The organism is Mesorhizobium sp. M4B.F.Ca.ET.203.01.1.1, assembly GCF_004791025.1.
In the GTDB taxonomy this organism is placed as follows: domain Bacteria; phylum Pseudomonadota; class Alphaproteobacteria; order Rhizobiales; family Rhizobiaceae; genus Mesorhizobium; species Mesorhizobium abyssinicae.
Map to the genome: position 1 here is coordinate 79,705 of NZ_SRUO01000016.1, position 26,252 is coordinate 105,956.

At 64.6% G+C, this 26,252-nt stretch carries 22 protein-coding genes; 11 read left to right on the forward strand and 11 right to left on the reverse strand.

The annotated features are described in order from the left end of the window. The first annotated feature begins 194 nt into the window (after nt 1–194). Entirely contained in the window at nt 195–2,069 is a 1,875-nt protein-coding gene (locus tag EN846_RS26830) for an AsmA family protein (protein WP_127284454.1), read from the forward strand. A 24-nt stretch (nt 2,070–2,093) separates the two neighbouring features. Here the strand turns inward: EN846_RS26830 and EN846_RS26835 are convergent, their stop codons facing one another. The 7 genes from EN846_RS26835 to EN846_RS26865 all read right to left on the reverse strand — a co-directional run bounded on the left by EN846_RS26835 (nt 2,094) and on the right by EN846_RS26865 (nt 10,200). Further along, complete coding sequence (locus tag EN846_RS26835) at nt 2,094–2,912, reverse strand: ABC transporter permease subunit (protein WP_127284455.1); 819 nt, start codon at nt 2,910–2,912, stop codon at nt 2,094–2,096. Then, nucleotides 2,909–3,880 carry an ABC transporter permease subunit gene (locus tag EN846_RS26840; RefSeq protein WP_127309771.1) on the reverse strand — a complete coding sequence of 324 codons (972 nt, stop codon included), beginning with the start codon at nt 3,878–3,880 and terminating at the stop codon, nt 2,909–2,911. Before EN846_RS26840 ends, EN846_RS26835 begins: the two co-directional genes overlap by 4 nt. A gap of 8 nt (nt 3,881–3,888) precedes the next feature. Then, nucleotides 3,889–5,028, reverse strand: coding sequence for an ABC transporter ATP-binding protein (locus tag EN846_RS26845; RefSeq protein ID WP_127392521.1), 1,140 nt, complete (start codon nt 5,026–5,028; stop codon nt 3,889–3,891). A 78-nt stretch (nt 5,029–5,106) separates the two neighbouring features. Next, nucleotides 5,107–6,204: a polyamine ABC transporter substrate-binding protein gene (locus tag EN846_RS26850; RefSeq protein ID WP_127392522.1), complete on the reverse strand. Its 1,098-nt coding sequence runs from the start codon at nt 6,202–6,204 to the stop codon at nt 5,107–5,109. Between the two features lie 360 nt (nt 6,205–6,564). After that, a complete protein-coding gene (locus tag EN846_RS26855) occupies nt 6,565–7,527 on the reverse strand; it encodes a DMT family transporter (RefSeq protein WP_128346428.1) in 963 nt (320 codons plus the stop codon). A gap of 173 nt (nt 7,528–7,700) precedes the next feature. After that, on the reverse strand, nt 7,701–8,603 hold the full coding sequence (locus EN846_RS26860; protein ID WP_127392904.1) for a DUF2167 domain-containing protein: 903 nt from the start codon (nt 8,601–8,603) through the stop codon (nt 7,701–7,703). A 151-nt stretch (nt 8,604–8,754) separates the two neighbouring features. Next, nucleotides 8,755–10,200 carry a helix-turn-helix domain-containing protein gene (locus EN846_RS26865; protein WP_127309632.1) on the reverse strand — a complete coding sequence of 482 codons (1,446 nt, stop codon included), beginning with the start codon at nt 10,198–10,200 and terminating at the stop codon, nt 8,755–8,757. Between the two features lie 247 nt (nt 10,201–10,447). Here EN846_RS26865 and aceA point away from each other — a divergent pair, with 247 nt between their 5' ends. The 3 genes from aceA to EN846_RS26880 all read left to right on the forward strand — a co-directional run bounded on the left by aceA (nt 10,448) and on the right by EN846_RS26880 (nt 12,782). After that, nucleotides 10,448–11,737, forward strand: coding sequence for an isocitrate lyase (gene aceA / locus EN846_RS26870; RefSeq protein ID WP_127309631.1), 1,290 nt, complete (start codon nt 10,448–10,450; stop codon nt 11,735–11,737). Between the two features lie 61 nt (nt 11,738–11,798). Continuing rightward, nucleotides 11,799–12,041, forward strand: coding sequence for a hypothetical protein (locus tag EN846_RS26875; protein ID WP_127287374.1), 243 nt, complete (start codon nt 11,799–11,801; stop codon nt 12,039–12,041). 279 nt (nt 12,042–12,320) lie between these two features. Then, nucleotides 12,321–12,782, forward strand: coding sequence for a response regulator (locus tag EN846_RS26880; protein WP_127285062.1), 462 nt, complete (start codon nt 12,321–12,323; stop codon nt 12,780–12,782). Between the two features lie 39 nt (nt 12,783–12,821). On the opposite strand, the gene EN846_RS26885 is transcribed toward EN846_RS26880, so the two are convergent. Continuing rightward, on the reverse strand, nt 12,822–13,535 hold the full coding sequence (locus tag EN846_RS26885; protein WP_127285061.1) for an HAD family hydrolase: 714 nt from the start codon (nt 13,533–13,535) through the stop codon (nt 12,822–12,824). Between the two features lie 163 nt (nt 13,536–13,698). Here EN846_RS26885 and EN846_RS26890 point away from each other — a divergent pair, with 163 nt between their 5' ends. The 4 genes from EN846_RS26890 (at nt 13,699) to EN846_RS26905 (ending at nt 18,035) form a co-directional block, all read left to right on the forward strand. Continuing rightward, nucleotides 13,699–15,132: a glutamine synthetase family protein gene (locus EN846_RS26890; protein WP_127285060.1), complete on the forward strand. Its 1,434-nt coding sequence runs from the start codon at nt 13,699–13,701 to the stop codon at nt 15,130–15,132. A 29-nt stretch (nt 15,133–15,161) separates the two neighbouring features. Next, nucleotides 15,162–15,530, forward strand: coding sequence for a four helix bundle protein (locus tag EN846_RS26895; protein WP_127392905.1), 369 nt, complete (start codon nt 15,162–15,164; stop codon nt 15,528–15,530). Nucleotides 15,531–15,598: 68 nt separating this feature from the next. After that, nucleotides 15,599–16,885, forward strand: coding sequence for an FAD-binding oxidoreductase (locus tag EN846_RS26900; RefSeq protein ID WP_127392749.1), 1,287 nt, complete (start codon nt 15,599–15,601; stop codon nt 16,883–16,885). Between the two features lie 283 nt (nt 16,886–17,168). Continuing rightward, a complete protein-coding gene (locus tag EN846_RS26905) occupies nt 17,169–18,035 on the forward strand; it encodes an SH3 domain-containing protein (protein ID WP_127392748.1) in 867 nt (288 codons plus the stop codon). Here the strand turns inward: EN846_RS26905 and EN846_RS26910 are convergent. Both EN846_RS26910 and EN846_RS26915 read right to left on the reverse strand, forming a co-directional pair. Beyond that, entirely contained in the window at nt 18,019–19,323 is a 1,305-nt protein-coding gene (locus EN846_RS26910) for a Mur ligase family protein (protein WP_245493446.1), read from the reverse strand. The two genes, EN846_RS26905 and EN846_RS26910, sit on opposite strands and share 17 nt — an antisense overlap. 83 nt (nt 19,324–19,406) lie before the next feature. Then, nucleotides 19,407–20,168, reverse strand: coding sequence for an SDR family oxidoreductase (locus EN846_RS26915; protein ID WP_127392747.1), 762 nt, complete (start codon nt 20,166–20,168; stop codon nt 19,407–19,409). Nucleotides 20,169–20,422: 254 nt separating this feature from the next. Here EN846_RS26915 and zwf point away from each other — a divergent pair, with 254 nt between their 5' ends. The 3 genes from zwf to edd all read left to right on the forward strand — a co-directional run bounded on the left by zwf (nt 20,423) and on the right by edd (nt 24,477). After that, the gene (gene zwf, locus EN846_RS26920) at nt 20,423–21,892 is read left to right on the forward strand and encodes a glucose-6-phosphate dehydrogenase (protein ID WP_127285055.1); all 1,470 of its coding nucleotides are present in this window, start codon (nt 20,423–20,425) and stop codon (nt 21,890–21,892) included. Further along, nucleotides 21,874–22,587, forward strand: a complete 714-nt coding sequence (pgl, locus tag EN846_RS26925) for a 6-phosphogluconolactonase (protein WP_127285054.1) — start codon at nt 21,874–21,876, stop codon at nt 22,585–22,587. The genes zwf and pgl overlap by 19 nt, the downstream gene beginning before the upstream one ends. Before the next feature lie 66 nt (nt 22,588–22,653). Beyond that, nucleotides 22,654–24,477, forward strand: a complete 1,824-nt coding sequence (edd, locus tag EN846_RS26930; RefSeq protein ID WP_127285053.1) for a phosphogluconate dehydratase — start codon at nt 22,654–22,656, stop codon at nt 24,475–24,477. A 73-nt stretch (nt 24,478–24,550) separates the two neighbouring features. Here edd and EN846_RS26935 read toward each other — a convergent pair whose 3' ends face one another. Beyond that, nucleotides 24,551–26,215 (reverse strand): VWA domain-containing protein, encoded by a 1,665-nt coding sequence (locus EN846_RS26935; protein WP_128347089.1) that lies wholly within the window; start codon nt 26,213–26,215, stop codon nt 24,551–24,553. Nucleotides 26,216–26,252 lie beyond the last annotated feature (37 nt).

Sequence of the window (26,252 nt, forward strand, 5' to 3'; positions counted from 1 at the left end):
AAACCGGCGCATAATTTCGGCGACGGTCGGTGGCAGGCTTATGCATACCGCAGCGCAGCAGAGCAAGATTTTGTTCGGCCAGCACCTCCAGAGTGTGCGCAAATGCCATCGCCGGGCCATAAAGACTTGAAATGCGTCGGCGCTGGGTTACACCCGTCGGGCGATTTGTCGGCAATGGAAGCATATAGGGCGATATGCCATCATCTTTGATCCGTCGCGGAGTATGGGCGGTCGGCGTTGCCGTGCTCGTCATCGCGCTGGTCGTCGCCGCGCTGCCGCTGATAGCCTCGACCCGCATCGTGCGCGACCGCATCGCCTGGGAGATGAGCGCCTGGAGCGGTTTCAGGGTCACCATCGACGGCTCGCCGCGCATCGAGGTGTGGCCGACCTTCCGCGCCATCCTGACCGACGTGACGCTTTCGCAATGGACCGAGACCGACGCGCCGCCGGTGATCGAGGCCGAACGGGTCGAGGTCGATCTTTCCGCCATGGCGGCCCTGCAAGGCGACGTCGTGTTCTCGACGGCCAGGCTGGTGCGGCCGACGATCAGGGTCCAGCGCACCGCCAAGGGCCTCTTCCTGCCAGCCATCCCGACCGGCGGCCGCATCACGCGCTCGATCGACACAGCGCGAGGCCTCGTCACCGCCAACCCGCAAAAACCCGATCTCGGCAAATTGCCCTCCGACCCGTTCGGCACCGTCGAATTCCGCGACGGCCGGGTGGTGGCCTCTATCGGCGGCAAGGAGCAGGAGATCCTCAGCAGCCTGTCCGGCCAGGCGAACTGGGCGGCGATGAACAGCAATGCGACACTGACGGCGACGGGGATCTGGCGCGGCGAAAGCGTCGCCGTCGACTTCGCATCGGCCAAGCCGCTGGTGTTTTTCGCCGGGGGCGCAGCCCCGATCACACTGTCCTTCAAGGCTGCGCCAGCAAGCTTCTCCTTCGATGGCATCGCTTCGATGTCGGACAACGCCTATTTCGACGGCCAGGCAAAGTTCGCGGCGCCCTCGCTGCGGCGCGTGCTTGAGTGGTCGCAGGCCGGCATCGCGCCCGGCGCGGCGATCGGAGCGGTCTCGGTCGCTAGCAAGGTGACGGCGGCGGCCGGCCGGGTGAAGTTCGAAAACACCACGGTGGCGCTCGACAACAATCCGGGAATGGGGGCGCTGGACTTCTCCTTCAGCGAAGCGCTCCCGGTTATCTCCGGCACGCTGGCCTTCGACACGCTCGACCTCAGGTCGTTCCTCTCCGCCTTCACCCCGATCACGCCGACCGGTGAAGCCGGCCCCGGCGAGATCGACACCAGCTTCGCCGACAAGATCAATCTCGACCTTCGCCTGTCGGCGGCGCACGCCACCGCCGGGCCGGTCCAGCTTGCCGACGTTGCCGCCACGGCGCAGGTCAAGAACGGGCTCGCCGTCTTCGACATTTCCGACGCCTCCGCCTTCGGCGGCAATATCCAAAGCAGCCTGCGCTTCGACCGCAAGCCCGAGGGCACGCAGGTCGAGATCCGGCTTCTGGCTTCCGACGTCGATGGCGGCGCGTTCGCCACCGCGGCGGGAATGACACGATTGGTGCCTGTCGGGACGGCAACCGTTTCGGTCATCCTCAAGGGGCCGGGCAGATCCTGGAATTCCATCTTCGAAAATGCCGACGGATCGGTCTCAGCGACCGTCGGACCGGGCGCCCTCACCAGGCTCAACCTGCCGGCCTTCCTCAAACATACCGAGCAGGGCGGTTTCTTCGCGCTTGACGACGTTGCCGACGGCACGCTGCCGATCGATGGCGCCGAGATCAAGGCCAGCATCTCCAAGGGCGTGGCGCGGCTCGACAAGGCCGAAGCCAATTCGGCGAAATCCAAGATCTGGCTGTCCGGCATCGCCTCCTATGCCGGACGCGGGCTGGCGCTGTCGGGCGGTGTCACCCCGAGCGGACAGCCGGCGCAGCAGCAGCCTAGCGGCCAGCCGACCAGTCAGCCTCCCCAGGCTCCCAACCAGTCGCTGTTCTTCGTCGGCGGCACCTGGAGCACGCCATTCATCTCGCCGATCAGCCGCGGCGTTTCCGGCGAGTAAGTTCGCGCCTGACCCCGACGCCCCCTACCCGCGCTGCGCAGCCTGCTCGTCGCGCTGACGCTGGACCTCGCGCCGCTTGTTGGCGACAGAGGCGATGATGACGCCGACGGCGACGACCGCGATCAGGATGGTGCAGGCGGCGTTGATTTCGGGCGTCACGCCGAGACGGACCTGGCTGTAAATCTTCATCGGCAGCGTGGTGGCGCCCGGCCCTGAGGTGAAGGAGGCAATGACCAGATCGTCGAGCGACAGCGTGAAGGCCAGCATCCAGCCGGAGATGATCGCCGGCAGGATGACCGGCAGTGTGATGTGGAAGAATGTCTTCACCGGCGGCGCGCCGAGATCCATCGCCGCCTCTTCAAGCGACCGGTCGAAGGAAACCAGGCGCGACTGCACGACGACGGCCACGAAGCACATGGTGAAGGTGATGTGGGCGAGCGTCACGGTCAGGAAGCCGCGGTCGAGGCCGACGGCGACGAAGAGCAGGAGCAGCGACAGGCCGGTGATGACTTCCGGCATGACCAGCGGCGCAAAGACCATGCCGGAAAACAGGATGCGCCCCCTGAAGCGCGTGTAGCGCGTCAAGGTGATGGCCGCCAGCGTGCCAAGCACGGTGGCCACGGTGGCCGAGATGACGCCGACGCGCGCCGTCACCCATGTGGCGTCCATCAGGCCCTGATTGTGGAACAGCGATACGTACCATTTGGTCGAGAAGCCGCCCCAGACGGTGACCAGCTTCGATTCGTTGAAGGAAAAGACGATGAGCAGCACGATCGGCAGATAGAGGAAGGCAAAGCCGAGCACGACCGAGGTGATGTTGAAGCGGCTCCAGGTGGCGTTCATCTGCCCTGCTCCTGCGCGCGCGCCTGGGCCTGCTGGAAGAGCATGATCGGCACGATCAGCAGCAGCAGCAGGATGACGGCGACGGCCGACGAAACCGGCCAGTCGCGATTGGCGAAGAACTCGTTCCACAAGGTCTTGCCGATCATCAGAGTCTGCGAACCGCCGAGCAGGTCGGGAATGACGAACTCGCCGACCGCCGGGATGAAGACCAGCAGGCAGCCGGCGATGACGCCGGGCAGCGACAGCGGGAAGGTGATCTTCCAGAAGGCGCTGGTCGGCGGGCAGCCGAGGTCCTTGGCGGCCTCGATCAGCGAATAGTCCATCTTCTCCAACGACGAATAGAGCGGCAGCACCATGAACGGCAGGTAGGAATAGACGATGCCGATGAAGATCGCCGTGTAGGTGTTGAGGATGATCAGCGGCTGGCTGATGACGCCGGTGGCGAGCAGCAGCTGATTGAGCAGGCCCTCCGGCTTGAGGATACCGATCCAGGCGTAGACGCGGATCAGGAACGAGGTCCAGAACGGCAGGATCACCAGCATCAGCAAGGTCGGCCGGATCGTCGCCGGCGCACGCGCCATGCCGTAGGCGATCGGATAGCCGACGATCAGCGTCAGCACCGTCGAGATCGCGGCGATGATCAGGCTGGTCACATAGGCGTTGAAGTAGAGCGCGTCCTCGGTCAGCCAGGTGTAGTTGTCGACGCCGAGCTGCTTCAGTTGGCCGAAGAAGCCGGAAATGCCGCCGCTGAAGTCGAGCACCGGCGTGTAGGGCGGCATCGCGATCGCCGTCGTCGATAGCGAGATCTTGAAGACGATGACGAACGGGATGAGGAAGAAAAACAGCAGCCAGAGATAGGGGACGATGATGACCAGGCGGTTGACGAAGGCCGAACCCAGTCTGGCCAGCGGGGATTTGGCGGCATCGGCTGCCGGTGAGGTTGTTTCAGCGGTGGCGGCGCTCGACATGATCGCCTCTACCGTGCCAGCACGACGCCGGCGTCGGGCCGGAAGGAGACCCAGGCGCGATCGTTCCAGGTCAGCGGATCCTCGCTGACGCGCGAGGCGTTCATGGCGCTCGCGCGCACCATCTGTCCGTCGTCGAGCCGGATGTGATAGACGGTCATGTCGCCGAGATAGGCGACGTCATAGACCTCGCCTTCAAGCGCGTTGACCGCATCGGCCGGCTTCTTCGATGAAACCTTGATCTTCTCCGGCCTGATGGCGAAGACGATGTCGGCGCCGGCGGCGGTATTGCCGCCATTCTCGACGACGATCTGGGCTCCGGTCGCCCCGGTGATGCGCGTCGTGTTCGCCGCCCGCTCGGCGACCTTGCCCTCGAACATGTTCACGTTGCCGACGAAATGCGCCACGAAGCGGGAGGTGGGGGCCTCATAGACTTCCGCCGGCGTCGCGACCTGCATCACCTCGCCCTTGTCCATGATGGCGATGCGGTCGGCCATGGTCATCGCCTCTTCCTGGTCGTGGGTGACGACGACGAAGGTGAGGCCGAGCTCCTGCTGCAGGTCCATCAGTTCGAATTGTGTTTCCTCGCGCAGCTTCTTGTCCAGCGCGCCAAGCGGCTCGTCCAGCAGCAGAACCTTGGGGCGCTTGGCGACCGAGCGGGCGAGCGCGACGCGCTGGCGCTGGCCGCCCGACAATTGGTGCGGCTTGCGCTTGGCGAACTGCTCGAGCTTGACCAGCTTCAGCATCTCGGCGACGCGCTTTTCGATGTCGGGCTTGGGCATGCCTTCCTGCTTGAGGCCAAAGGCGATGTTGTTCTCGACCGTCATGTGCGGGAACAGCGCATAGGACTGGAACATCATGTTGACCGGCCGCCGATAGGGCGGGATGCCGCGCAGGTCCTGGCCATCGAGCAGGATGCGCCCGGCGGTCGGCTCCTCGAAACCGGCAAGCATCCTCAAGAGCGTCGACTTTCCGCAGCCGGAGGCGCCGAGCAGCGCGAAGAACTCGCGCTCGAAGATGGTCAGCGACAGGTTGTTGACGGCGATGAAGTCACCGAACTTCTTGGTGACATTGTCGAACTGGATGTATGGCTTGGCGTTCGGGTCGTTCCATGGCGCGAAGTCCCTGCGGATGCTGCCAAGCGATTTCATGTTCCCCACTCCGTCCTTTTGTCTTGCCCCCAAAGAGCACGACCCCGGCGGCCTGCCGCCGGGGTCGTGCCGATTTGCCTACTGGCCGGTCACGATCTTGGTCCAGGTGCGCGTGATGACGCGCTGGGTCTTCGGATCGTAGGGCTGGACGGTGTAGAGCTTCTCCAGGGTCGCCGCGTCCGGATAGACCGCCGGGTCGTCCAGAAGCGCCTTGTCGACGAACTGCTGCGAGGCCTTGTTGCCGTTGGCATAGAGCACCGCATTCGACGACTTCGCGATCACCTCCGGCGTCATCATGTAGTTGAGGAACTCATGCGCTTCGGCGACATGCGGCGCGTCGGCGGGGATCGCCATCTGATCGAACCACATCTGGGCGCCTTCCTTCGGCACCGAGTAGCCGATCTCGACGCCCTGCTTGGCCTCGACGGCGCGGTTGCGCGCCTGGAAGACGTCGCCCGACCAGCCGACAGCCAGGCAGATGTCGCCATTGGCGAGCGCGTTGATGTACTCCGACGAATGGAACTTGCGGATATAGGGCCGCACCTTCAGCAACGCTTCCTCGGCCTTGGCGATCTCGTCGGGAGAGGTGCTGTTGGGGTCGAGGCCGAGATATTTCAGCGCGGCCGGGATGATGTCGGCCGGCGAATCCAGCACATAGACGCCGCAATCCTTCAGCTTGGCCAGATTGTCCGGATTGAAGAACACGTCCCAGCTGTCGATCTTGTCGGTGCCAAGCGCTGCCTGCACCTTCTTGATGTTGTAGCCGAGGCCCACCGTGCCCCACATGTAGTTGATGGAGTACTCGTTACCGGGGTCGTATTTGGCGGTTCTTTCCGAAACCGTGTCCCACATGTTGGAGAGGTTCGGCAGTTTCGATTTGTCGAGCTTCTGGAAAACGCCGGCCTGGATCTGGCGGGCAAGGAAATTGCCGCTCGGCACGACGACGTCATAGCCGCTGCCGCCAGCCAGCAGTTTGGTTTCCAGGATTTCGTTGGAATCGAAGGTGTCATAGACGACCTTGATGCCGGTCTTCTTGGTGAAGTCTTCGATGATCGTCGGGTCGATATAATCGGACCAGTTGAAGACGTTGACGACGCGGTCCTCGGCGTGACCGGCAGGCGTCAAAAGCGCCAGAAATACGGATGTCGCCGAAAGCCAGAGCGCTTTGCGGATCATGTTGTTCTCCTTTGGTGAGTGTTCCGTCGCCAATCCGTCGCGGTGTCCGCGCGGCTGGGCTTTTGCTTCAGATTATTGAGCTTTCCGGGGAGCGACAAGCGCGAACAGCCGGCATAGGGGCGGTGCGATGCGGAGCCGGAAAAAGCTTTGGGCCGTTGCCGTGGCCTGGGGGGTGTGCCGACGTCGTCAGAGGCTTTCGCCATGGCGCGGGCAGGGATACAACGATGTGGTCCGGTCCCGATCAGACCGGCATTGAGACTTGGCAAGATACGCCTGTCTTGTTGTTGCCGTGCTCTTAGCCTGCCCGCCCGGCAGCGACGTTGTCAATGGCTCATCGCGCGCTTTGGCGCCTGCGCTTCATCAATTCGGAGACGGCACGCCGGTGACGCCCGGCCGCTCGGGCCGCGCCTGGCGCTTGAACTCGAGAGCGATGTGGACGAGGAGCGCGGCGACGACGACCGCGCCGCCGACAATCGTGCGCGCCGATGGCACCTCGGAATGCACGAGCCAGACCCAGATCGGGCCGAGGATCGGCTCGAACGTGCCAAGCAGTGCCGCCATCGCCGCCGGAACGAGACGGGCGCCGGTGGCGAAGAAGGCAAGGCCGACGCCAAGATTGAGGACGCCGAACGCAAACAGGAAAGCCATGTCGCGACTGGACACGGCGAACTCCGACGCCTGGGATGCGGCAAAGGCACAGGCGAGCAGCGCAGCGAGGCAGTTGGCCGGCGTCATGCGCACATGGGCGAAGCGCCGGGTGATCACGGTGGCGATCGAGAACATGCAGGCGATGAGCAGCGCCAGGCCATCGCCGATGGGAGACACCGCGCCATCGAGCGATTCCGAGACCATGATGGCGACGCCGGTGATGACGGCGGCGATCGCCACCCAGGTCGCCGTCGCCACCCGCTCGCGAAACACCACCCAGGCAAGCAGTGCCGCCAGCAGCGGCACGCCGGCCTGCATCAAGAGGATGTTTGCGACCGTGGTGTAGGAAAGCGCCACGATGAACGAGGTCGACGCGGTGGCGAAGCATACCGCCACGGCAAGGCCCGGCAGGCCCATGTCGCGAAACAATCTCAGCGTGCCCCGCCAGCCGTCGCGCCAGGCCATGAAGCAGAGCAGAAACGCCACCGCCCAGAGAGAGCGCCAGAACACGATCGTCCAGTTGTCGGTGACGTCGATGAAACGGGCGATGGTGCCGCCAAAGCTCCACATCAGCGCCGACAGGAACACCAGCAGCATGCCGACGCGCTCCTCGCCGGGAGAGATGGCCGGGCGCGGCGGGACGGCTGGCGAAGCTGGCGATGCGGCGTCGGTCATGGTTGCGGCTGTCGGCGATTTCAGGGCGGCACGATGCGCGATGGGCGGCAGGAACGCGCCGCATTGGCGTAACGCACCGACGGCCGCGAGGCGTGATCCAGCCTCGCATTCCGTTTGGCGCACTGACGACCAGCAACTCGGCCATTCGGTCGGCAGAGACCGGTCATCGCACTTTAGGAGGAGGCGTCTCGGTTGCGCCGAATGAGCCGCCAAAGGCCCGCCAGCGGAACCAGCAGGATCACGCCGAACTTCTTCAGCGCGATCAGCGCCACCGCCAGCAGGCCGGCCTTGGCCGCCAGCTTGCCGGCAATGAGGCCACCGATGCCGACGGCGGCGACGGTGTCGAAGCCTGGCTTGAAATCGACATACTTCTTGCCGGGGCTGAAGGCGGCGATGCCGAGCACCTCGTCCAGGCTTTGCCTGATCTCCGGCAGTTGATCGACCGTGGCGATGTAGCTCATCACGAACACGCCCTCCCGGCCGAGAAAGCGCACATCGTAGTTCAGCGTGTGGACGGCATCGGTTCCGAACTGCAGCTCCTTGGCCCAGTGCAGGCGCTTGTTGACGGCATCGTAGACCGGCGGCGAGGCCCAGCCGATCAAGGTGACGGGCTGAAATCCATCCTTCACCCTTTGATCGTTGCTCGACCGAGTGTCTTCCTGCATGCCGCGCAGCAATTCAGCATAGTCGATGGACGCCGCGTCGCTGTCATCGACATAGCCGATCTTTTCCCAGCGCAGTTCTATGCCCCAATTGTTCTCGGAGATGGGGTCGTGGTTTGCCGGGAAAATCATGCCGACGGAGCCGGTGCCGACATCTGGCGGATTGCCCCAGGCCTCGGTCAGGACAGAGGCGGAATCCTTCTTGTCCAGGAAGTAGAACTTGCCCTTGAGGTCGAGGTGCACGCCTTCGGCGAGATCTATCGCTCCGGTCCTGGGCTCGATCTTGTCGAGGAATGCCTTACCGGCATCGTTGTATTGTTGGTACGATTTGAAGAATTCCGAGGATTTCTCCGCAAATGCGGATGAGGCTGAAAGGGCAAGCGTCAGCCCAAGCCAAAAAACTGTCCTGTTCATTCGCCGACCCCCCAGCCTTGCGCAATTCTTTTTTGATATCGCGACGCCAATGCTTAATCAATATTGCCGACGGCAATATTGCGGGGGGAAACCGCAATGGCTTGCTGTTGCAACGGAGGACGAGCCTCCGGGCCGACCAGCACAGTCGACGTCACTGGAAATCGAAAGCGCTCAGGCCGGTCACCATCTCGTCGAGGCCAAGCGGCCGCGTCACCGGCGGCTCGGCGCGCGCCAGGCAACCTATGCGTTCGCAGAGCCGGCAGGCGGGTCCCACCGGCGTGGCAACGGCGACGCCCTGCCCCGACTTGCCGCTCGCCGTCCCCGGAAGGGCTCCGCCATAGACGATCTCGTCACGAAAGCCGATATCGCAGCCGATGAGCAGCGCCGTGCGGCGCGGCCGCTCCGAGAAGGCGCCCTGTGGACCTTCCAGCGTGCGGGCAATGCAGAGGAATTCGGCGCCGTCCGGCATTTCCACCGCTTCCACCAGGATCTGCCCGGGCTGGGTGAAGGCGGCATGGACGGCGAGCTTCGGGCAGCCGCCGCCGAAGCGGCTCTGCGGAAAGCCCTGGCTGCCGGCCTTGCGGAAGCGGTTGCCGGCATTGTCGACCTCCAGCATGAAGAACGGCACGCCCGCCGCGCCCGGCCGCTGCAGCATGGTCAGGCGGTTGGCCGCCTGCTCGAAGGACACGCCGAAGCGCGAACGCAGCACGTCGATGTCGTAGCGGGAGCGCAGCGCGGCCGCGTGAAACGCCTGATAGGGCATCATCAGCGCGTGGGCGGCGTAACGGCCAAGCTCGAAGCGCGCCAGCCGGCGGGCCTCGTCAGTCGCCAGCTTCAGTGCCTGGATCTCGCCGGCGACCGCGACCGTCATGCGGATCAGCGAGGCTTCCATCGCCACCTCGCGCAACTGGTCGAAAGGCGACAGCCGTTCCGACAGGAACAGGCGCTGCGAATGGCGGTCGTAGCGGCGGCGCCAGTTCGGCATGGTGGCGACCGGCAGCACCTTGACGACGATGCCATATTCGCGCTTCAGCCAGGTCTTCAGCGCGCCGAACAGGTCGTCGCCAGGATCGAGCAGCGCCGTGAAGGCCTCGGCCTCCTCCTCCAGGGCGGTGAAATGGTTCGGCCGGCGCTCGAAAATTTCGTGCACCTCGTCGACCGGCAGGCGGGCGCCGGACAGGGCGGTGGCGCGGCCTTCGCGCGCCAGAAGCTCGTTGAGGTCGGAAAGCCGCTCCGCCTGTTCGCGATAGGCGCGAAACAGCTTCACCATCGCGGCGGAAGCATTGGGAGCGGCCTCGGCGAGCTCGATCAGCTCCTGGTCGCCCGGCAGTTCGCCCGACAGCAGCGGATCGCCGAACACTTCCCTGAGCGCCGATATCGAACCCTTCGCCTCGCCCTGCAATTCATGCGGATCGATCTTGTAGACCGATGCCAGCTTGAGGATCAGCTGCACCGTCAGCGGCCGCTGGTTGCGCTCGATGAGGTTGAGATAGGACGGCGAGATACCGAGCCCTTCGGCCATCGCCGTCTGGGTCAGGCCCTTGGCGTTGCGGATGCGGCGGATGCGCGGCCCGGCAAAAATCTTCTGGTCAGCCACCCCATCTATCCTTGACAGGAATTTACACGATTTGGCCGCAAGTGCCTTCTCGGCCCTTTTACAATCGTGACAAATTTACAAGGCTCACCAGTCAAACGCAACACTGATTTTCCCTTATTTTCCGGCCGATGTTGCGGTTTTCCTCGCGCTTTTCGCAGTGCGATGTAAATGATGTCACACATCGACGGCGCACAGCTCCCATGGGCGACGTTTCCAAAAACCGGCATCGAATGAACTGGAGTATGCAATGACCGATTTTTACAACCTTGTCCCATCCGCGCCCGAAGGCCGCTTCGACGGCATCGAGCGGCCCTATTCGCCGGAGGATGTGAAGCGGTTGCGCGGCTCGGTCCAGATCCGCCAGAGCCTGGCCGAGATGGGAGCCAACCGGCTGTGGAAGCTCATCCACGAGGAGGACTTCGTCAACGCGCTCGGCGCGATGTCCGGCAACCAGGCCATGCAGCAGGTCAGAGCCGGGCTGAAGGCGATCTACCTGTCGGGCTGGCAGGTCGCGGCCGACGCCAACACCGCGTCCGCCATGTATCCCGACCAGTCGCTCTACCCGGCCAACGCGGCGCCGGAACTGGTCAAGCGCATCAACCGCACGCTGCAGCGCGCCGACCAGATCGAGACCTCCGAAGGCAAGGGACTTTCGGTCGAGACCTGGTTCGCGCCGATCGTCGCCGACGCCGAGGCTGGCTTCGGCGGGCCGCTCAATGCCTTCGAAATCATGAAGGCATTCATCGAGGCGGGCGCCGCCGGCGTCCACTACGAGGACCAGCTGGCGTCGGAGAAGAAGTGCGGCCATCTCGGCGGCAAGGTGCTGATCCCGACGGCGGCGCATATCCGCAACCTCAATGCGGCCCGTCTCGCGGCCGACGTGATGGGCACGCCGACGCTGGTCGTGGCGCGCACCGACGCCGAGGCGGCGAAGCTTCTGACCTCGGACATCGACGAGCGCGACCGGCCCTTCGTCGACTATGAGGCCGGCCGCACGGTCGAAGGCTTCTACCAGGTCAGGAACGGCATCGAGCCGTGCATCGCGCGCGCCATCGCTTACGCGCCGCACGCGGACCTGATCTGGTGCGAGACCTCGAAGCCGGATCTGGCGCAGGCCAGGAAGTTCGCCGAGGGCGTGCGCAAGCATCATCCGGGCAAGCTGCTGGCCTACAACTGCTCGCCGTCGTTCAACTGGAAGAAGAACCTCGACGACGCGACGATCGCCAAGTTCCAGCGGGAACTCGGCGCCATGGGCTACAAGTTCCAGTTCATCACGCTGGCTGGTTTCCACCAGCTCAACTTCGGCATGTTCGAGCTGGCGCGTGGCTACAAGGCGCGGCAGATGGCAGCCTATTCGGAATTGCAGGAAGCCGAATTCGCGGCCGAGGTTCATGGCTACACCGCGACCAAGCACCAACGCGAGGTCGGCACCGGCTATTTCGATGCGGTGTCGATGGCGATCAGCGGCGGCCAGTCCTCGACAACGGCCATGCATGAATCGACCGAACACGCGCAGTTCAAGCCGGCGGCAGAGTGAGCCGGCGCAAGAGACGACCAACAGAGGAAACGCCCGAAGGGCAACTTAAAGGAGAAGACCAATGGCATCGATTAGCCGCGTCAAGGAAAGAGCCGAAGAGCAATCCTCGGCGATGAGCGTCGACCAGCAGGCAACCATCCGCATGCTGGCCAATGACCTGCACAGGCTCAACCAGTCGGTGATGAAGGCGGTCGAAGCGGGCGTCTCGGTGGAACTGGTGCGTTCGGCCAGACATCATGGCGGCGACGGCAATTGGGGCGATCTGCTGATCCCGGTGATCGTGACCCAGCAAAGCCACAGCTAGGCAATTCCACCGCGCATTCGCTCTGCGACCGCGCAAAGGCCGAACTTTGTCTCGCCCGCGCCGCAACGCGCGGGCGACTTTCGTTTTTGACGGCCGATCCACTACTCGTTTTTCACGGCCGATCCACTACTGCCAGGAATAGAACTTGCACTAAATTTTAGGTTTTCTTGCTATATTCCAGATGTTAGCCATTTCAGCTTGACACCGGCGGCAATCTCACGCCAATTGTTCCTCAGGTTTCAACCCTGCATTGAAACAGAGACGAGTGCCCGCCCGCCCATGAGCCCCACTGATCGAGAGACCAGGACTGCAGACCACCCCAATGCGGCGGCTCGCGGCACGGATGCCGGCCTGGCGACGGATTTCTCGCAGGTGCTGGTCATCGGACGATCCCCGATCAACCGCGTCGTCGTGGCGAAAATCGTCGAGAAATCAGGGCTGAAGCCGATTTCCGAATCGCCTGAAACGGCCGCGAAGGCGCTGCGGGGCCTCATTCCCGGCGCAGTCGTGCTCGATGGGGGCGCCGACAACAAGGACTGCGATGCGCTGATCTCCGGCATCGACGCGCTCAGGCGGATCTCGGGCAAGGCATTGCCTTCGGTGATCCTGCTTTCAACCAAGACTGGCACACCGGAGAGCCTCGGCCTATCCAGCGTGATCGATGCCGTGGTCGCCAAGCCGATCACTCCCGAAAGGCTGCAACCGGTGATCGACCGGCTGATCGGGCTCGTGCGCGGCTGACCAAAAATTCGGGTCGACCGGCCGCCAATCTCGACAGGCTCAGCCAGCCGTGACGATGCCTTCGATCAGCGCAGGCAATTGCCCGAGATCGGCGATCTGGCGAAAACGCGGCGCGGCCGTCGGCGCCTCGACATGCTCGAGCACCCAGGTCAACTCGTGCGGCACGTGGACGCCCCAGCCGCCGGCCTCGATGGCCGGCACGACGTCGGACTTCAGCGAGTTGCCGACCATCATGCTTTTCCCCGGCCCGTCGCCGTGGCGACTGAAGACACGGGCATAGGTGGCCGCGCTCTTGTCGCTGACGATCTCGACGGCGTCGAACAGATCGCCGAGGCCCGATTGCGCCAGCTTGCGCTCCTGGTCGAAAAGGTCGCCCTTGGTGATGAGCACGAGACGATAGGCGCCGGCCAGTTTCTCCACGGTCTCGCGCGCATGCGGCAGCGGTTCGATCGGATGACTGAGCATCTCGCGTCCGGCGGCAAGGATCTCGGCGACGACCGACCCCGGCACGCGGCCACCGCTGACCTCGATGGCGGTTTCGATCATCGACAGCGTGAAGCCCTTGATGCCGAAACCGTAGACGGCAAGGTTGCGCCGCTCGGCCTCGAGCAGCCTTGCCGAAACATGATCAGCCTCGCCATGCTCGGCAAGCAGCCCTGCGAAGCGCTTTTCCGTGAGGCGGAAGAACTGCTCGTTCTGCCACAGCGTGTCGTCGGCATCGAAGCCGATCGTCGTCAGTTCATGGCTGGTCATGGCTGTCCTGCGTTCGGCGCGTAAGGTAGTCGCATTTCGCGAGGCGTCGAACCTAAGCTCACCGCCGCGAATTTCAACAGCGGCGGCCGGTCGAGCGGCTCCCCTTCCCTTCCATCGCCGGCCACGGCTATACTTCGCCATCCGCAACCCAATCTGGTGACTGATGCCGCCTGCAAAAAAGGAAGTCCGTCCGTCGAGCCGCGGAGGACGCGCCCGTACGCCTGCCTTCGTGAAAAGCCAACGTGGCGTCAAGAACTGGAAGGAAGTCAGCGCCTGGCTCGAATGGCGCGGCATCGAAGACATCGAGTGCATCACGCCCGACCAGGCCGGCGTTGCCCGCGGCAAGATGATGCCGTCGAAGAAATTCACCTCCAACACTTCGCTGGCGCTGCCCTCGGCGGTGTTCATGACGACGATTTCCGGCGGCTATCCGGAGGACGGCAACGGCTTCCACTATCCAGAGGACGACGGCGACCTCAAGTTGATGCCGGACCTTTCGACGCTGACCGTGGTGCCGTGGGAAGAGGACCCGACGGCGGCTGTCATCTGCGACCTCGTCCACCAGGATGGGCGCTCGGTCGAGTTCACGCCGCGCAACGTCTTGAAGCGCGTGCTTGCCGCCTACGCCGATCGCGGGCTGAAGCCGGTGGTGGCGCCCGAGATCGAGTTCTACCTGGTGCGCAAGAACCCCGATCCGGACTATCCGCTGACGCCGCCCGTCGGGCGCTCGGGACGGCCGATCGGCGGCGGCGCCGGCTATTCGATCGCCGGCGTCAACGAGTTCGACGAATTGATCGACGACATCTACCACTTCTCCGAAGGACAGGGCCTGGAGATCGACACGCTGATCCACGAGGAAGGCGCCGGCCAGCTCGAGATCAATTTGCGCCACGGCGACCCGATCGAGCTCGCCGACCAGGTGTTCATGTTCAAGCGCACCATTCGCGAGGCAGCGCTCAAGCACGAGATCTACGCCACCTTCATGGCCAAGCCGATCCAGGGCCAGCCGGGCTCAGCGATGCACATCCATCAGTCGATCGTCGACAGGAAGACCGGCAGGAATGTCTTCTCGGCCGAGGACGGTTCGGAGACGGACGATTTCTTCCACTTCATCGGCGGCATGCAGAAGCATGTGCCGAACGCGCTGGTGATGTTCGCGCCCTATGTCAATTCCTACCGGCGGCTAACGCAGGCGGCCTCGGCGCCGGTCAACAACAAATGGGGCTACGACAACCGCACCACCGCCTTCCGCGTGCCACGCTCGGATCCGGCGGCTCGGCGCGTCGAAAACCGCATCCCGTCCTCCGACGCCAACCCCTATTTGGCGCTCGCCGCGTCGCTCGCCTGCGGGCTGATCGGCATGATCAACAAGGTCAAGGCCGAGCCCCCGGTGCTGACCACCGCGAACGCCGATGAGATCGACCTGCCGCGCAGCCTGCTCGAGGCCGTCGACCTGTTCGAGGCCGACGAGGACCTCGGCGCCATCCTCGGCAAGTCCTTCACCGCGACCTATGCGGCGATCAAGCGGGCCGAGTTCGAGACCTTCATGGAAGTGATCAGCCCGTGGGAGCGGGAGTATTTGTTGCTCAATGTTTAGGGGAGTAGGGGAGTAGGGGAGTAGGGCGAATGAATGAGAAAACGGGTTCCTACAAGGACCTGATTGTCTGGCAGCAAGCGATGGATCTCGCCGTGGCAGTGTATGGCGCAACGAAATCCTGGCCGAAGGAGGAACTTTATGGTTTGACCAGCCAGGTGCGCTGTGCAGCCAGCTCGATACCCGCGAATATAGCTGAGGGTTATGGCAGAGAGATCCGCGGTTCCTATCAGCAATTTCTCCGCATCGCCCAAGGGTCACTAAAGGAATTGGAGACACAGATCTTGATTGCCGAGCGTACCGGTATCGCGTCGAAACCGACGACGGTTTCATTGTTGGAGGGGACCGAAAGTGTCGGGAAGCTTCTTCGCCTTCTGATCCGCAAACTCTCAGCCGACTAGCTCCCCTATCCCCTATCCCCTATCCCCTACTCCCCTACTCCCCTACTCCCCTATTCCCCTACTCAATCATGCTCTACCAATCCCCAGTATCCCCCGGCCGGTCCTGGTACGAGGACACGGCCGGATCACGGCCCGAATACCCCGCTCTCGACGGCGACCGCCAATGCGATGTCGTCATCGTCGGCGGCGGCTTCACCGGCCTGTCAGCGGCGGCGCATCTGGCGAAGGCCGGCAGCAATGTCGTGCTCATCGAGGCGCATCGGTTCGGCGACGGCGCTTCGGGGCGCAATGGCGGCCAGCTCGGTACCGGCCAGCGCGCCTGGGCCGAGGAGATGGAGGCGGAATACGGCCTTTCTCGCGCCAAGGCGCTGTTCGACCTCGCCGAGGAGGCCAAGGCGCATCTGCTCGAATTTGCCGCCGTCAACAGGATCGAGATCGACTACATGCCTGGCCAGCTGTCGGTGGCGCACAAGCAGCGCTATGTCGACGACTACAAGGCGCATGCCGAGATCATGGCGAGCCGCTTCGGCTACCCGCACATTTCCTTCATGGACGCGAAGGAAGCCGCAGAGCGGCTGGGCTCGACGCGCTATTTCGGCGGCACGCGCGACACCGGCACCGGGCACATCCACCCGCTGAAGCTGGTGATCGGCACGGCGAAAGCAGCGGCCGGGGCCGGCGCGCAGCTGTTCGAGCGGACGCCGGCGACCGGCATCGTCTGCGGCGGCGGCAAGGTGAGGGTGACGACGCCGAAAGGCACGATCACGGCCGAGAAATGCCTGATCGGCGTCAACGCCTATGGCGGCACGCTCGAGCCGGTGAGCGCCGCGCACATCATGCCGATCGGCTCCTTCATCGGCGCGACGGTGCCGCTCGGATCGGCCTCGACCGTGCTGCCGGGCGGCGAGTCGGTCGACGATTCCCGCTTCGTCGTGCGCTACTTCCGCAAGTCGAAGGACGGCCGGCTTTTGTTCGGCGGGCGCGAGGTCTACGCGGTCAACGATCCGAAGGACATCCACATCCATATCCGCCGCCAGATCGCGGAACTCTATCCGGAGTTGAAGGATGTCGAGATCACGCATGGCTGGGGCGGCTATGTCGGCATCACCGTGCCGCGTAAGCCATTCGTGCGCGAAGTGATGCCCAATGTCATCTCGGTCGGCGGCTATTCCGGCCACGGCGTCATGCTGTCGAACTTCTTCGGCAAGCTCTATGCCGAGACCGTGCTCGGCAACCGCGACCGGCTGAAGCTGATCGAGGATCTGAAGGTCCCGCCTTTCCCCGGCGGCCGGCGTTTCCGCGCGCCCTTGCTGTTCCTGGCGCTCAGCTGGTTCGCCCTGCGCGACAGGATCTGACGCAGGGGAAGCACCGGCCGGAACGGAGCTTCCGGCCTATCTGCCTGATTCCATTCGGCAGTTCGTGCCAATTCGAGATGTTGCGGAATCCTTAACAAGGGTGCAGAATTCGTTGCAAGGGCGCACTGATGCCACAATCACCGGCAAAGGATGCGGGTTCTGGGCTGTAAGACGGGGACTTTCGCGGGCCCGCCCGCTTGTGTTTTTGGGACCGATGCCGATCACCGCCGGACCTCCGGCACCGATCGAAAGAACGTCGGCCCACCTATTGGAGGTGGTTAGAGTGAACGAGCCCTTCAGTTTCGGCGCGCCGGAACGGCGGCACTTTGCAATGCAGTTCGGCTATGACAGGCGGCCCACGTTCTGGCAGGGCGTGCGGTCCAATTCGCATCTGGTGATTGCCGCTGTCGGCACCGCGGCCCTCCTCGGCGTGGCGGGGATTGCGTTGTGGCTGGCGCTGCCGGCCAGCGACCGGCAAGCGATTGCCAGCCCGGCGCAAAGCGTCCCGACAATCCCGGTCAAGACAACCAAGATCGCGCCCGTCAGCGCGAACGCCACGGCGATCGCAGTGGCGCCGCAGGCGGCGCGCAAGGCCGACGCGGTGTCGGCCGTCGTCGCCGCCAAGGAAGCCAAGATACCGGCGCTGGCGTCCAACGACCCGCGCTGGACCGCACCGGACACCAAGGCCGCGTCCAACGACCCCGCGCCTGCTCCATCCGATCAGGCGGCAGGCCGACAGGCCGAAGAGACCGCCAAGCCAACCGACACCGCATTCGCCGAACCGGCGCCTCAATCAGACGCCACCGCCTTGCTGTCCAAGGTGGCCGCGCCCAGCGCGGCGCCGGCGAAGGACGATCCCGACGGCGCCAAGACCGCCGCCATTCCCGCGCCGGACCCGCAGGCGCCGGAAGCGCAGGCATCCGCAGGCGACGATGCCAAGCCAAAGCCTCAACAAGCCAGCGCGGCCAGTACCGGACGCATCCTGCGGGCCGTCACCATGCGGGCCGGCCCGAAACAGAAAGCGGCGGCCATGGTCACCGTGCCCGCGAAGACCTCGGTGCAGGTCATAAGCTGCAAGAAGTGGTGCCAGATCGTCTATAACGGCAAGCGCGGCTGGGTCTACAAGACCTACATCAAGACCGGCGCCTGAGAGCTTCATCGCCGCCGGTCAGCCTAAGCCACTGCCATAGCCGGGCCCGCCTGCGCTTTCTGACGTGGGCGCGATGTTGCTCGAAGGGCACTTCGAACAGGCCGCATCCCTGGCATCCAGACCTTTTTCCGCAAACCGGGACCCAGCATTTGACATCGTGGGTCCAGGCGAGCGCGACCCTCTCGAGGTGAAGGTTGGACGAGCTCTTGAGCAGGATCAGTTCGCCCGGTACTGCCGTTTTCCTGATGTGGTCGGAGACTTCCCTGGGCGTTCGCAATTCGACGAACCGGCCGCCATCGCGGTCGGCCTGGCCGGCGCCCGAGCGATGCGCGTTGTCGCCGACATAGATCACCTGGCCAGCGACCTCGCGCGCGGTGTTGTAGGCGTCACGGTACTTTCTTGTCGAACCCACATAATCCGAAATCTGGCCGAGAACGATGCGTTTTGAGGCGACCTTGGCCTTGGCCACCATGTCGATGGCGAGGTTGATCGAATGCCAGGGAGCCTTGGCGGTGTCGACCAGGAAGTGCGGACCGTCCTCGATAACGAGCACCTGGCAGCGATTGACCAAGGGCCGAAACGTCGCCACGCGCGCCGCGACTTTTTCGGGCGGCACGCCGAGCTCCAGCGCGGTGGCCACAGCCGCCGCCGTCGGCAGCCATAGATACTTGGCCGGAAACAGCGTCTTCAGGTCGAGCGTGCCGCCACGCCACCGGACCGTGAGGCTCAGCGTTTCAGGATAGGCGGCCTGCGTGTCGGTGACACGATAATCCGCATCTTCCGTCCGGCCGAAGGTGACGACGCGATGCCTGGTGCCCGAAGCCATGCCGAGCACATGCGGATCGTCGGCGTTGAGCACGGCAAGACCGCCCGGTGGCAGCGCATCGACCAGGGCGCGCTTTTCCAGGGCGACGTTCTCAAGGGTCCTGAAACTGGCCAAATGTTCGAGGCGGACCATGGTAACGACAGCCACATGCGGCTTGAGCAGTTCCGCCATCGGCCTGATGGTGTCGACGCCATAGGCGCCTGCCTCGAACACGACGTGGTCGACCTTGCCCGATTTCCACATACGCTTGTAGAGCGTGCTGGCCAGCGCATCGATGGCGTTGGCGAGAACCTGCGTGTAGACCGGGCCATGGCTGGCCAAAATATGGCCGAGCAACGCCGCCGCCGTCGACTTGCCGGAACTGCCGGTGACGCCGATGAAGGTCGCCTTGCTCTTTGAACGGGCGCGCCTGGCCCTGTAGATCTTGTGGCGGTGCCACAGGCTCCGGCGAATCTTGCGCAATCGGGCATTCATCGCATGGCCACCCTGCTTCCTCGAGAAGCCTTATGCAGTTCCCGGGCGGCTCGTCAATTCAGGCCCGCCGTTCAGATGCAGCGCCCGCCGTCGACCTCGAGCGCCACGCCGGTGATGAAAGCGGCTTCGTCGGAGGCGAGCCAAAGTGCTGCATTGGCGATGTCGAGCGGCGTCGAGAGGCGGCCGAGCGGGATCGAGGCGCGGAACCTCTCGCGGATTTCCGGCGTGTCGGCGCCCATGAACTTCTCCAGCATGCCGGTCTCGCCGGCGACCGGGCAGAGGCAGTTGACGCGGATGTTTTTTGGCGCCAGCTCGACCGCCATCGACTTGGTGGCGGTGATCGCCCAGCCTTTCGAGGCATTGTACCAGGTGAGGCCGGGCCTCGGCCTCAGGCCGGCGGTCGAAGCGGTGGTAAGGATGACGCCGCCGCCCTGCCGCTCCATGATCGGCACCACCGCGCGCGCCGCGTGGTAGATCGCCTTCATGTTGACGGCCGTGATCAGATCGAAGGTCGTCTCGTCGATGTCGAGCATGTCGCCGTTGCGGTGCGTATAGCCGGCATTGTTGACCATGATGTCGATGCGGCCGAAGGCGCTCTTGGCGGCATAGACCATCTCGTCGAATTCGGAGCGCTGCGACACGTCGGTCTGGGTCCAGATCGCTTTGTCGCCGATCTCGCCGGCCACGCGCTCGGCGCCCTTGGCATTGAGGTCGGCGACGACAATCCTGGCGCCCTCCTCGGCAAAGCGCCTGGCCATGCCCTCGCCAAAGCCAGATGCGGCGCCGGTGATGATGGCGACCTTGTTTTCCAGACGCGAGCCTTTTTCGCTCATTGAAGATCATCCCGAAGCAAGGCATTTCTCCTTTGGCTTTCGCCGCGATCCCGCTCTATGCTGCACCTGCGAAAGCTCCCCGGAACCACCGCTTGCCGAGAAGCCCCCGGGGCTACGTCAGTGTCAAGGGCACACATGAACCCAATCGACAACCAGCGACCGGTTCTCACCTGTGACACCATGGCACTGGAATATTTAAATCGATTAGAATATATCAGCCTCGTACCTGAGCGCGGCGTCAAAACGGACAGACCATGACCAGCCAGATCATCCCCGTCGATCCTTTCGACTTCATCATTTTCGGCGGCACCGGCGACCTGTCGGAACGCAAGCTCCTGCCTTCGCTCTATCATCGCCAGCGCGACCATCAGTTTTCCGAGCCGACCAGGATCATCGGCACGTCGCGTTCCAAGATGACCGACGCCGAGTTCCAGGCATTCGCCAAGCAGGCGATCTCGGACCACGTGAAGCCCGCCGACATCGATCCGAAGGAGCTGGAGACGTTCCTCGCCCGGCTCTCCTATGTCTCGGCCGACGCGACTACCGGCGCCGGCTTCGACAAGCTGAAGAAGGCGATCGGCGACAGCGACCGCATCCGCGCCTTCTACCTGGCCGTAGCGCCGGCGCTGTTCGGCGACATCTCGCACAAGCTCAAGGAACACAATCTGATCACGCCGAATTCGCGCATCGTGCTGGAGAAGCCGATCGGCCGCGACCTCGCCTCGGCGCGCGCGCTCAACGACCTTGTCGGCGACGACTTCCACGAAAGCCAGATCTTCCGCATCGACCACTATCTCGGCAAGGAGACGGTGCAGAACCTGATGGCGCTGCGCTTCGCCAACGCGCTCTACGAGCCGTTGTGGAACTCGGCCAATGTCGACCACGTGCAGATCACGGTCGCCGAGACCGTCGGCCTCGAGGACCGCGTCACCTATTACGACAAGGCCGGCGCGCTGCGCGACATGGTGCAGAACCACATGCTGCAGCTTCTGTGCCTCGTCGCCATGGAGGCGCCGTCCTCGATGGACGCGGACGCCGTGCGCGACGAGAAGCTGAAGGTGCTCAGGGCGCTGAAGCGCATCAACGGCAACGAGGCGCCGAAGCACACGGTGCGCGGCCAGTATCGCGCCGGGGCATCCGCCGGAGGGCCGGTGAAAGGCTATGTCGAGGAACTCGGCAAGGACAGCAACACCGAGACCTTCGTCGCCATCAAGGCCGAGATCGCCAACTGGCGCTGGGCCGGCGTCCCGTTCTACCTCAGGACCGGCAAAAGGCTGGCGACCCGCGTCTCGGAAATCGTCATCGAGTTCAAGCCGATCCCGCACTCGATCTTCGGCGACAGCGCCGGGCCGATCTTCGCCAACCAGTTGGTGATCCGGCTGCAGCCGGATGAGGGCGTCAAGCAGTTCATCATGATCAAGGATCCGGGCCCGGGCGGCATGCGGCTGCGCCAGATCCCGCTCGACATGAGCTTCGCGCAATCCTTCGACGGGCGCGCGCCGGATGCCTATGAGCGGCTGATCATGGACGTGGTGCGCGGCAACCAGACGCTGTTCATGCGCCGCGACGAAGTCGAGGCGGCCTGGAAATGGATCGATCCGATCCAGAACGCCTGGGAAAATGCCAGGCAGGAGGCGCAAGGCTATACGGCCGGCACATGGGGGCCGTCGGCCTCGATCGCGCTGATCGAACGCGATGGGCGGACATGGCACGAGAGCAATTGAGCGGCGCCTACAACTGGAATGGCTTCGCCGATCGCGAGCAGCTGGCGGTAGCACTTGCCGGCCATGTCGCGGCGCGGCTGACCAAGGCGATCAGCGAGCGCGGCACGGCGCTGCTTGCCGTTTCCGGCGGCACGACGCCGGCGAAGTTCTTCGCGGCGCTGTCGAAGACCCCGATCGCCTGGGACAAGGTCACGGTGACGCTGGTCGACGAGCGTTTCGTGCCGGCCTCCTCGCCGCGCTCGAATGCCGGGCTGGTGGCCGCAAATCTGTTGCAGAACGCCGCGGCTGCCGCCCGCTTCGTGCCGCTCTATCATGAAGCGGCAAGCATCGAGGATGCGGCGCTGTCCGACAACGAGGCGCTGACATCGCTGCCCTGGCCGCTCGACGCGGTCGTGCTCGGGATGGGCGGTGACGGCCACACCGCCTCGTTCTTTCCCGACGCCGACGACCTGCCACGACTGCTCGATCCGTCCTCGCAAAGGATCGTGCTGCCGGTGCACGCGGCAAGCGCCGGCGAGCCCCGGCTGACGCTGTCGATGGCAAGGATCATCGCCGCCGGCTTCATCGCCCTGCACATCGAGGGCGCGGAAAAACGCAGTGCCTTCGAAGATGCGATGGCGCCGGGAAAGCGAAAGCCCATCCGCGCCGTGATCGATGCGGCACCCAGAACCGTCGAGGTTTTCTGGGCGCCCTGATTTTGACCATACCGAGGGTCCCGGTTGCCGGAAAGTTCAGGGACCCCGCCTGAAAGGACCGTTGCCATGACCGCCAGACGCGACATCGAAGCCATCACCGAGCGCATCCGCCAACGCTCGAAGGCCGGCCGCGAGGCCTATCTCGGCCGCATCGCAGAAGCCTCCGGCCGCAGCGCCAACCGGGCCGTGCTGTCGTGCGGCAACCTCGCCCACGGCTTTGCCGTCTGCAGCCCTTCCGAGAAGGTCGCGCTCGGCGGCGACCGGGTGCCCAACCTCGGCATCATCACCTCCTACAATGACATGCTGTCGGCGCATCAGCCCTTCGAGACCTATCCGGCACTGATCAAGGAAGCGGCGCGCGAGGCGGGCGGCATCGCGCAGGTGGCCGGCGGCGTGCCGGCGATGTGCGACGGTGTCACGCAGGGCCAGCCCGGCATGGAGCTGTCGCTGTTCTCGCGCGACGTGATCGCCATGGCGGCGGCGATCGGGCTGTCGCACAACATGTTCGACGCCGCCGTCTTCCTCGGCGTCTGCGACAAGATCGTGCCGGGGCTGGTGATCGCCGCGCTCACCTTCGGCCATCTGCCGGCGGTGTTCGTGCCGGCCGGGCCGATGACCACCGGCCTGCCGAATGACGAGAAGGCCAAGGTCCGCCAGCTCTACGCCGAGGGCAAGGCGGGACGGGCCGAGTTGCTCGAGGCGGAGTCCAAATCCTACCACGGGCCGGGCACCTGCACCTTCTATGGCACCGCCAACTCCAACCAGATGCTGATGGAGATCATGGGCCTGCACACGCCGGGCGCCTCCTTCGTCAATCCGGGCACGCCGCTGCGCGACGCGCTGACCAGGGAAGCGGCAAGGCGCGCGCTGTCGATCACCGCGCTCGGCAACGACTACACGCCGGTCGGCCGCATGATCGACGAGCGCTCGATCGTCAACGGCGTCGTCGGCCTGCATGCGACCGGCGGCTCGACCAACCACACGATCCACTTGATCGCGATGGCCGCCGCCGCCGGGATCGCGCTGACCTGGCAGGACATTTCGGACCTGTCGGAAGCGGTGCCGCTGCTGGCCCGCGTCTATCCAAACGGGCTTGCCGACGTGAACCATTTCCACGCCGCCGGCGGGCTCGGCTTCCTGATCCGCGAACTGCTCGACGAGGGCATATTGCACGAGGACGTGCAGACGGTGTGGGGCGAAGGGTTGCGCCCCTATGCGGTCGAGGCCAGGCTCGGCGCCGATGGCGGCGTGGTGCGTGAGGCCTCGCCGCTGGAAAGCGGCGACGAGAAGGTGCTGGCGCCTTTCAAGAAGGCGTTCCAGCCGACCGGCGGCCTGAAGGTGCTTGGCGGCAATCTCGGCCATGCCGTCATCAAGACCTCCGCCGTGAAGCCGGAGCGACGCGTCATCGAGGCGCCCGCAAAAGTGTTCGACAGCCAGCAAGGGCTGAACGAGGCCTTCAAGGCCGGCACGCTGACCGGCGATTTCATCGCCGTCATCCGCTTCCAGGGGCCGAAAGCCAACGGCATGCCGGAACTGCACAAGCTGACCACCGTGCTCGGCATCCTGCAGGATCGCGGCCAGCGCGTGGCGCTGGTGACCGATGGGCGCATGTCGGGCGCGTCCGGCAAGGTGCCTGCGGCGATCCATGTCACGCCGGAAGCGGTCGAGGACGGCCCGATCGCCAGGATCCATGACGGCGACATCATCCGGCTCGACGCCGATGCCGGCACGCTGGAAGTGCTGGTGCCGGGCGCGGAATTCGCGCTGCGGCGCACGGCGGATGCCGATCTCATCGGCAACGAGTTCGGCTTCGGCCGCGAGCTGTTCGCCGGGTTCCGGCAACTCGTCGGCCGCGCCGATCACGGCGCCGCGGCGTTCGGGAACGCCTGAGTCGGCAATTCCATCCAAGAAAAAGGGGCGGCTCATCGGCCGCCCCTTTTTCTCCAGAAGACGGAAGCGCTACCTACTGGACGGTAACCTCGGCGCGTTCGCCGGCCTTCACCGTCACCGGCGTCTCCTTGTCCTGGCCCTGGTCGGAGGCGTGGCGCACGACGACATAGTCGCCCGCCGGAATGGTCTGCTGCCAGCTGTCACCATAGCTTAGCCCAAGCGACTTGCGCTTGCCCTCGATGTCCTTCTTCGACGAAAGCACTTCGATCGAATAGGCGCCGGGCGCCGACATCGCCAGCACGCCGGCGTCGAGCGTCACCTTGACGTCCTGGTTGTCGCCGGCCTTGATGCTGAAGGGCTGCTCGACCACGGCGATATCGAAGGTGGTGATCGCGACATAGTCATCCGGCGGCAGCCAGAACTTGCTGTCCGGTCCGTAGGAGTGCTCGACGCTTTCCCGCGTGCCGTCGATCTTTTTCTTGGCCTTGACGATCTCGAAGCCCATGCCCGAATTATCCGCCTTGTCGCCGCCCGCCGTGTAGTAGGCATTGAGCACGGCATGGCCGACGCCGACGACGATATCCTTTTCGACGGTCTGCCCGGCGGCCAGCTGAACGGTCTCGGTCACCGTGCCGGCGCCGATCTGCACTGTCACCTTCTGCTCGCCCGCCGGCACTGTGGCTTTGGCGTCGCCATAATGGGTGGTGCTGCCGCCCGGATAGGCGAAGTCGACGCGGGCCTCGCCGCTGATCTCGGCGCCCTGGCTGGCGTGCGGATGAATGACCAGCGTGCCGGCATTCAGCGTGAACAGCGGCTTGTAGACCTGGCCGGCCTCGACCTTGAGCTTCTGCTCGACCTTGGCCTCGTCGGCGCGACCGACGACGATGTAGTCGCCCGGCTCGAGACTGGTCTTGAGCTCGCCATACTCGGTCATGACCTGATCGCCGCGCGTGCCGTCAGCGTTGGCCTTGTAGATCTCCCAGGCATTGCTGTTGTCGCTGACATCCGGGCCGCCTTCGGCCAGGACGACGCTCGGCATGAAATTGAATTCCGGCTTGGCGGGCTCAGGCGCCGGCGCGGGGGCCGGAGCAGGTTCGGGGGCAGGTGCCGGGGCCGGCGCCGCCACGGTCTCGACCAGCGCTTCCTGCAGCGCCTTTTCATCCGAGGCCTGGATATACTTGCCGCCGGTGTTCTCGGCGAGGCAGGCGATCTGCTTGCCCTCGTCGGCGGTCAGGCCGAAGCCGACGACATCGGCGGTGAAGTCGACGCCGGAAGCCTCCAGTTCCTTGCCCAGCGCGCAAGGGTCGCCGCCGCAGGTCTCGAGCCCGTCGGTGATGAGGACGACGGTTGCCTTGTCCTCGGTGTATTTCAGCGCCTCGGCCGCCTGCTTGACGGCTGCGGTCAGCGGCGTCTTGCCGAGGAATTTCATGCTGTCGGCGGCGGCCGAAATGGCGCTCGCCGAACCCGCCTGCGGCGGCACGATCAGCTCGATGTCCTCGCAGCTGCCCTTCTGGCGATGACCGTAGGCCATGAAGCCGATCTCGTCGTCGCCCGGCACCGACTGCAGCACGGTGCGCAGCGATTCGCGCGCGATCTCGAGCTTCGGCTTGCCGTCGATCTGCGCCCACATCGAGCCCGACGCATCGAGAATGATGATGACCTTGTTGGCGGCAAAGCCGAACGTGGTCGTCGACAAAAGGAGAATCGCCGTGGCGACGCTCCGTGCCAATCGCATCATGAAACTCTCCTAGGAAACCCCTCTGGTCCGCGGCGCG